The sequence below is a fragment of the Myxococcales bacterium genome (assembly GCA_022563535.1).
In the GTDB taxonomy this organism is placed as follows: Bacteria; Myxococcota_A; UBA9160; order UBA9160; family UBA4427; genus DUBZ01.
The window spans coordinates 86,939-95,148 of the sequence record JADFNE010000009.1 but is presented as its reverse complement, the minus strand read 5'-3'; the positions used below and the strand labels follow the sequence as shown (position 1 = coordinate 95,148).

Genomic DNA, 8,210 nt, shown 5'->3' with positions numbered 1-8,210 from the left:
CGAAGTCAGCGAGTTCCAACTGCTTGATTACTGCCATGCCTCTACTGTAGCAGGAACCATCGCCCTTATCAACCCAATACTGCGTCAGATAAACAAAATAAACACAACCACAACTCGTGAACTTTCATTCACCCACTGTCCGCGCCACCGCCACGCCCCGCACCAACCCAGCACCCCCGACCCCCCCCTTCCCTCATCGCCCAAATGGCAACACGCCCAGTAAAGCAAGCCCCCCAGGCCTCCCCCCGCAATGCCCCAACAAGCAACTAACCGGAACCCATCGAGCAACTCGCCCCACGCCGCAGCATCTGTTTTGTATAAGCTGCGATCTGGCTCAGTATTTTTCTCCTCGGTACCGATCACACAGATCAGATACTGGACCTTGGCAGGCGATCACTGACCCCCCTCCCGAACTCACCGGCCCATGAAGCTTTGTGATCGGATTCGAGAACCGCGGCGCGCGCGGATCGCCGAGTTGGCGTTCGCAGTTGCGGAATTATTGCATTGAACGAATCGATTCAATTGTTTGAGGTCATCCTCCTGCTGGGCCTGTCGGCCGCGGGCCTGGCCCTCTTTGAACGCCTGAAGCTTCCCGCCATCGCGGGGTTTCTCGTGGTGGGTGCGGTCGCCGGCCCCGGTGTGCTGGGACTCTTTCCCGAACCCGAACGGGTGCGAGCGCTCGCGGAGATTGGTGTCGTATTCCTCTTGTTCGAGATCGGCCTCGGCCTTCCAATCGAACGAGCGCGAAGGCTTTGGCGCGGAGCCCTGATTGGCGGTGGAATCCAGGTCGTTCTGACCATGGCCATCGTGTGCGGGTTCGCGATGGCGTTCGACATGAGCGTTGGCTCAGCGCTGATGCTCGGCGGCATCGTGACCATGTCGAGCACCGCCCTGGTCTTGCGCCTGCTCGCCGACCAGGGTCAACTCAGTTCACCTCATGGTCAACTCACGATGTCGATCCTGTTGTTTCAGGATCTCAGCATCGTGCCGCTGCTGCTGATGGTCCCGCTACTCGCCCACGCCGGGGAGCTTACGACCTCGAGCATGGTGTTGGCTGTGGCACGTGCTGCGGCCGGACTTGGCGTCGTCGTGTTCGTCGTGCGCCTTGCGGTGCCCTGGGTACTCGAGCGCATGGGACGACTGCGATCTCCCGATCTCTTCAGCCTGCTCGCGCTGTTGATCGTACTCGGATCGGCTTTCCTGGCCAAAGAACTCGGCTTGACCCTGGCCGTCGGCGCCTTTCTGGCTGGAGTTGCGGCGAGTTCTTCGCCCTATGCCCAGCAACTCTTCTCCGAAGTCATTCCCTTGCGGGGGGTCGTACTCGGGATCTTCTTTACCGCCGTCGGCATGTTATTCGAGCCCATGGTGATGATCGAACAGGCTTCGCTGGTGTTTGCGATTCTACTCGCGGCAACCCTGGTCAAGGGTTCGATCATCGTAGGCATAAGCGGCCTGGTCCTGGGCCGCGGCGTGCGGGTCGGTGTGCTCTCCGGAATTGCCCTCGCGCAATGCGGTGAATTCTCTTTCGTGCTCGCCGAGGTATCTCAGCGCGCGGGACTGATCGATGCGAGCCTCCACCAGGCGGTTCTGGCCGCTTCGATCCTGAGCTTGCTCGCGACACCATTCCTGCTTCACTTTGCGCCCGCGATCGCCAGCAGAGCCGAGGCCGCATTCGGTGGGAGGCACCGCGAACCCCGAAACTCCATGTATACCGACCGGGCCAGGGACGGCGACCGCGTCATCGTGATCGGCTACGGCCCCGCCGGCCGCACCCTGGCCAAACTTCTGAAGTCCCAGAACCTGCCCTACGTCGTCGTGGACACCAATGCGATGACGGTCGCCGAAGCCGCGGCACGCGGCGAGCGGATCGTCTTTGGAGATGCGGCCAGACCGTCCTTTCTCGAACGCCTCGACGTATCCCAGGCCAGGCTCGTCACGATCGCGATTTCCGACTCTCTGGCCACGCTCCGGATCGTGGCCCGTATCCGCACCGTCGCGCCGAAACTGCCGATTATCGCCCGGGCGCGTTTTGTGCACGAGGTCGACCAGCTCGAAGCCGTCGGCGCGACCACGGTCGTGGCCGAAGAATACGAGGGAAGCATCGAGTTGGTGCGCCAGACGCTCTCGCACTTCGACTTCCATTCGGCGGCGGTTCGCAAGTTTGCCGATGCCCTGCGCGAAGAGGACTACGGCGTGATCCGGGCGGCTCCGGAATTCGAGATCGACCCCTGGCTGGCCGATCTGCTGCGCGAAGAAAACCACGACTGGATCACGGTTCCCGAAAGGTTCCGGTCCGAAATGAACCTCGCCGAACTCGACGTGCGAGCGCGGACGGGGGCGAGCATCGTCGCCGTCGACCGCGCCGGTTCGATCGATTCGGTTCCGGCGCCCACCTATATCCCGTGCCCCGGAGACCGCCTGCTGGTTCTGGGTGCGGCCGATTCGCTGTCCTCATTGGAGGATCTTTTCGAAGCGGATGAGAAATGCGCGAATTGATTCCCGTTCCCAAACTCGGCGAGCAAATCGCGTTAAACTCTCCACCTCTGATGCGCATGGGACGACACGGCAACGCGATTTCCTCGACGAGGATTGAGGCATGACAAAGAACACGACCCCGGGCGAAAGCACAGGCAGTCCCCAGGCTGTCGATACTTTCCCCCATCGCCATTTGGGCCCCCGGGCGGGCGAAATCGAAGCCATGCTGGTCGAACTTGGCCACAGCAGCCTCGATGCGCTCTGCAAAGCAGCCGTGCCCGAGGCGATCCACCTCAAAGAACCGATGGCCCTCGATAGCCATGCGAGACAACCAAGCGGCGAGTTCGCCCTGCTCGAAGCGTTGAAAGAGATGATGTCCGAGAACCGCGTGATGCGATCGTGCATCGGGATGGGTTTTTCAGACACGATCGTGCCACCGGTGATCCAGCGAAACATTCTCGAGAATCCGGGTTGGTACACCCAGTACACCCCCTACCAGGCGGAAATTTCTCAGGGTCGACTCGAAGCCTTGCTCAATTTCCAGACGGCGATCAGCGACCTCACCGGATTTCCCCTGTGCAACGCTTCGCTGCTCGACGAGTCGAGTGCCGCCGCCGAAGCCATGGCGATGTGTCGCGCTGCGACCCACGGCAAGAAGTCTGGCTTCTTTGTCTGCTCGGACTGCCATCCCCAGACCATTGCCGTGGTGCGGACAAGAGCTGCGGGCCTCGGGCTCACGGTGCATGTGGGAACCGCCGGGTCGATCGACGTCGAGGCGATGGACCTCTGCGGGGTCCTGGTTCAATACCCGACGACCGACGGAGCGATTGTCGATCCGACTTCGATTGTCGAAACGGCACACGCAGCCGGGGCATTGGTCGTGATGGTCTGCGATCTACTTTCACTGGTGATGCTCAAGCCGCCCGGCGAGTTTGGCGCAGACATCGCCGTCGGCCTCACCCAGCGCTTTGGCGTCCCGATGGGGTTCGGTGGGCCCCACGCGGCGTTTATCGCGACCCAGCAGAAGTACTCGCGCAAGTTGCCCGGACGGCTGGTCGGAATCTCCCGCGATCGGCACGGCAACCTCGCCTACCGACTCGCCCTGCAAACCCGCGAGCAGCACATCCGGCGAGACAAGGCGACGAGCAATATCTGCACTGCACAGGTCCTGCTCGCCATCATGGCGGGGATGTACGCGGTCTATCACGGGCCCGACGGCTTGCGGCGGATCGCCGCTCGCATCCACGCCCACGCGGCAGCCCTGGCTCTCGGACTTCGCGAACTCGGCCTCGAGGTTTTCGACCGGCCCTTCTTCGACACGTTGCGGGTGCGGAGCGATCGCTCGGGGGTCGAACTCATCGCGGCGGCGGCAGAGCGCGGCATCAACCTGCGGCGCTACGAAGACGACAGCATTGGCATCGCGCTCGATGAGACGACCAACTCGGAAGATCTGCGCAACATTCTCGCCGCGCTGGGCCCGGTCGATGCTGAAGCTCTCGACCTCGACGATCTTTTTGAACGAGCCGAGGTTGCGATTCCCGAGCGGTTCGCTCGCACGAGTGACTTCCTTCGCCACGAGGTGTTCCATCTCTATCGCTCCGAAACCGAAATGCTGCGTTACATCCATCGGCTCGAATCGAAGGATCTCTCGCTCAATGCTTCCATGATCCCATTGGGCTCATGCACCATGAAACTCAACCCCACCAGTGCGATGCTGCCCCTCAGCTGGCCAGAGGTTGGGCGCATGCATCCCTACGCACCCGAAGACCAGACTCGGGGCTACGCAAAATTGTTTGCCCAGCTCGAGTCTTGGTTAGCGAGCATTACGGGACTGCCGGCAGTTTCCCTTCAACCCAACGCCGGTTCCCAGGGCGAACTCGCCGGGCTGCTCGCGATCCGTCGCTATCACGAATCTCGCGGAGAACAGGGGCGAAAGATCTGCCTGATCCCAGTATCTGCCCACGGCACCAACGCGGCGAGTGCGACCATCGCCGGCTTTTCGTGCGTGCCGGTGGCTTGCGATGCCAAGGGCAACGTCGATCTCGACGACCTTTTGGCCAAGACCGAAGAATACAGCGAGACCCTCGGCGCGTTGATGATCACCTACCCGTCGACCCATGGCGTATTCGAACTCCCCATCCAGGAGATTTGCCAGACGGTGCACCAGGCTGGCGGCCAGGTGTACATGGACGGGGCCAACATGAATGCACAGGTGGGCTTGACTTCCCCCGGCATGATCGGGGCCGACGTATGTCACCTCAATCTGCACAAGACGTTCTCGATCCCACACGGCGGTGGGGGACCGGGGATGGGTCCGATCGCCGCCCGGGAACACCTGCGCCCGTTCCTGCCCGGCAACCCGATCGACGGCGAGGGAGCGGTGGCCGCGGCACCATATGGCAGCCCGAGCATCTTGCCGATCAGCTGGGTCTATATCGCGCTAATGGGGGCAGCCGGTCTCAAGACCGCGACCCAGGTAGCGATCCTCAACGCCAACTACATGGCACAGCGCCTGACCGGCGACTACGAGGTGCTGTTTACTGGGCCTGCTGGTCTGGTCGCCCACGAGTTCATCATCGAGTGCAGGTCTTTTGAAGCGAGCAGTGGTGTGCTGGTCGAAGATATCGCCAAGCGCTTGATGGACTACGGCTTTCACGCACCGACCATGAGCTTTCCGGTGCCCGGGACCCTGATGATCGAACCGACCGAAAGCGAGACCCGAGGCGAGATGGACCGGTTGTGCGACGCACTGATCGCGATTCGCGAAGAGATTCGCGCCATCGAATCGGGTGTACTGGATCGGGTCGACAACCCGCTCAAGAATGCGCCACACACGGCACAGGAAGTCACCGGCGACGAATGGACCCACGGCTACTCGCGACAACTCGCGGCCTACCCGGCGCCGTGGACGCGTGAATTCAAGTACTGGCCACCGGTCGGACGCGTCGACAATGCCTGGGGAGATCGAAACCTGGTCTGCACTCACCCGAGCCAGGGCTCTTAGCCTTCGATCTCTTCTTCGTCTTCGCCCGCTACTGGGAATCCGTAGCCCGCAAGATCATCAGCCGTGGCGATCAGGGGCTCCGTTTTTACTTCCGTCTGGGTCGAGGGGCCCGGGCCCATTTCCTTGCGTAGACGCAGTTCCTCGCGCTTGAGCGCCGCTTTCTCGGCCTTCTTGACCTCGCGAAGTCGCTTCAATACACCGGTCTTACTCTTCTTGGCCATTGGGCTTCCCCTTGTTCGCCTGCAGCGGCGCTCGCGTCTGCATCATTCCGGTAATCGGTTCGAAGCCTTTGTCCCGGCCGTGTGCACAACACCCTGATCTGACGGCGCCGGAGTCTACTTCCAACAGGTCGGAAGCGCAGCCCGTAGCCTAATTGGGGGGGTAAAACGATACGTCCCGTCGGGGACCCCACAGTACAACACCTGCGCGGAGTAGAAAGACCCCGAAATTCAGTTCCTGGGCCAGCAGCGCGACCACTGGCCGCGGGAAGTGCCAGAAAAAACTATTCAGGCACCTAGGCGCGCTTCAAGGAGCGCTCGATCAAGCGGTAGGCCACGGTCGCTACGGGGAGCTTCTGCTTCTTCGCAAGGCTGTTGAGCTTGTCGAGTTCGGTGTCGGTAAACATCACGGCCACCCGATTCTTGCGCGAGTTGGGCGAAGGACCTGAGCCCGAACCGATGGGTCTGCCTGCTCCGGTGCGACGACCACCCCAGGTCGCCTTCTTCTTGGCCTTTGACGGCCGCTTCTTCTTGCGGGCTGTTCCCGCCGATCGTTTTGCTGTCGTCTTTCGTCGTGCAGCCATGCAAACCCCCGATTTATCTCTATGGGTAGTTGAGGACGTGATACGCGATTCATTCTGCGATGCAGTGGATCTCGTCGTCTACACGAAGGGCGACCACAATAGGGACATAACCGCATTTTGTGGGGGGTAAACCCTCAGCACCGGGTCTGTCCAAGTCATTGGCGCGCTGCTCGACTCACTCAATCATCGTCGCGCGACACCCGGCCGCGATGGCGCTTGACCACGCTGCGATTCGTTTTTTCTTTGCGAATTCGAATCTTCGAGGCACGGCTGGGCTTTGTTGGGCGTCGCACTTCTGGCTCGACAAGGGCCTCGCGCACCAGCTCGACAATTCGCTCCCGGGCGTGTTCCCGGTTGCGCGCCCGGCTGCGAGTACGGTCTGCGTTGACGACGAGATCCCCTTCCAGCGTGAGTCGAACTCTCAACTTATCCAGCAACAGGGCTCGCTGACGGCTGTTCAGGACCTGGCTGTACCGGACGTTCCAGCGCAGGGTGACCCGGGTGTTGGATTTATTGACGTGTTGGCCCCCGGGTCCGCTTGAGCGGCTCGCAGCCTCGCGAATTTCCGCCTCGGGAAGCGTCAGGTAGGGAGCAATTTCGAGATCGTTGTCGGCCATTTTCCGCACGCTGCAACGCTATCGAATCGGTTTCTCCCTCTCCAACGCGGCAGTTGCGCATGGGGTTCACACCAATTGTGTCTTCCTTCACTTCAGCTCTGGAGCCGTTATACCGATTCTATCTCCGCTAGAGGCGATTTCACAAAGCCAATACGAGAGAGAGGGTGTGGTGGATCTGGACGATTCAGCTCCCAGAATACTGCTGCTTCACGACAAAGAACTCAGCGATATCCGCAATCTGCTCGAGGGCCTCGGATTCGCTTTTGTCGAACGCATGGGCGGCCCCATCGACGTGGACTATCGCACGCGATGGGATCTCATTGTCTCTTCACAAAAGCGACTCAGTTTTTTCACCAGCGAAGAGATTGAGCAAAACACGCGACGCATCGCCATCATCGACAATGATTCCCGCACCCTGCGCGCAATGCTCCAACGCGTGGGCGTCGACTATATCGTCGCCCGCCCGGTTCACGCCGCAGCGATTCGTCTACTCGTGCTGCACTGTATCTACAAAGGACCCGAGCGCAGGCGCCGGACGCGCGTCACCGTCGGAGCCAAGATCCAGCTGCGGAGCGGCTTGTTCAAGCGCGATGCGCTTCTCGCAGACATCTCCCTCCACGGATGCCGTCTGATATGCGACAAGCCGATCAAGGCGGGTATCAAGCTCAAGCTCTACTTTCCAGCTGAGATGGGGGGCGGCAAGGGCTTCATGATCCCGGGCCAGGCAATTCGAACCGCCAAGGCTGGCGACGGAATCAAGGGGCACGTGGTCGCCGGATCGTTTCGCGGCCTCTCACCGGCCCAGGGAAAGCTCCTGCGCAAATTATTTGAAAGCTACAAGAGCGGGCCCGCACGGCTCCAGCAGGCCGACAGCAGCGCGGGCCTCAAGCCACCCGCGGTCGAGTCCAAACAGCCGACTGAACGTCGCACCGCCCCGCGCAAGGAATTTGAAAAGCATGTGGTGACCGTGGATGACGAGGCGACCCGCGTGCTGCTGTGTCGGGACATCTCGATCGGGGGAATGCGAGTCGAACCCAACGACAGCCTGGTCCCCGGCGACGACTTGCTGGTCGCGGTGCACATTGGCGCGCGCTCCGAACCCATGGTCGTCAACGCTCGCGTTACCCGGGACGATGGTGAGGAAGGCCTGGTCTTGTCTTTTTACGATATCTCCAGGGAATGTGAAAACTATCTGAACAAGATGGTCGGCCGGTTGCCAGACCTCGCGAACTCGGACGATGCCGACGGGTCTACCAATCAGAACGTGATCGTTTCAGAAATCGTGGAGCGGCGCGCGAGCTGAATTGCACAT

General features: G+C 61.2%; 6 protein-coding genes. 3 read left to right on the top strand and 3 right to left on the bottom strand.

Features of this window, described 5'->3' with window-relative positions; translation table 11 throughout:
- The first annotated feature begins 504 nt into the window (after positions 1-504).
- Together IH881_04930 and gcvP are read left to right on the top strand one after the other, a co-directional pair.
- On the top strand, positions 505-2,496 hold the full coding sequence (locus IH881_04930; GenBank protein MCH7867018.1) for a cation:proton antiporter: 1,992 nt from the start codon (positions 505-507) through the stop codon (positions 2,494-2,496).
- Between the two features lie 100 nt (positions 2,497-2,596).
- Positions 2,597-5,479: an aminomethyl-transferring glycine dehydrogenase gene (gene gcvP / locus IH881_04925; protein ID MCH7867017.1), complete on the top strand. Its 2,883-nt coding sequence runs from the start codon at positions 2,597-2,599 to the stop codon at positions 5,477-5,479.
- On the opposite strand, the gene IH881_04920 is transcribed toward gcvP, so the two are convergent.
- The 3 genes from IH881_04920 to arfB form a co-directional block, all read right to left on the bottom strand.
- Positions 5,476-5,700: a hypothetical protein gene (locus IH881_04920; protein ID MCH7867016.1), complete on the bottom strand. Its 225-nt coding sequence runs from the start codon at positions 5,698-5,700 to the stop codon at positions 5,476-5,478. The two genes, gcvP and IH881_04920, sit on opposite strands and share 4 nt — an antisense overlap.
- 293 nt (positions 5,701-5,993) lie before the next feature.
- Complete coding sequence (locus IH881_04915) at positions 5,994-6,281, bottom strand: hypothetical protein (GenBank protein MCH7867015.1); 288 nt, start codon at positions 6,279-6,281, stop codon at positions 5,994-5,996.
- Positions 6,282-6,460: 179 nt separating this feature from the next.
- Positions 6,461-6,898, bottom strand: a complete 438-nt coding sequence (arfB, locus tag IH881_04910) for an aminoacyl-tRNA hydrolase (GenBank protein ID MCH7867014.1) — start codon at positions 6,896-6,898, stop codon at positions 6,461-6,463.
- A 166-nt stretch (positions 6,899-7,064) separates the two neighbouring features.
- Between arfB and IH881_04905 the strand changes: the two genes are divergently transcribed.
- On the top strand, positions 7,065-8,201 hold the full coding sequence (locus IH881_04905; protein MCH7867013.1) for a PilZ domain-containing protein: 1,137 nt from the start codon (positions 7,065-7,067) through the stop codon (positions 8,199-8,201).
- Positions 8,202-8,210: the final 9 nt, after the last annotated feature.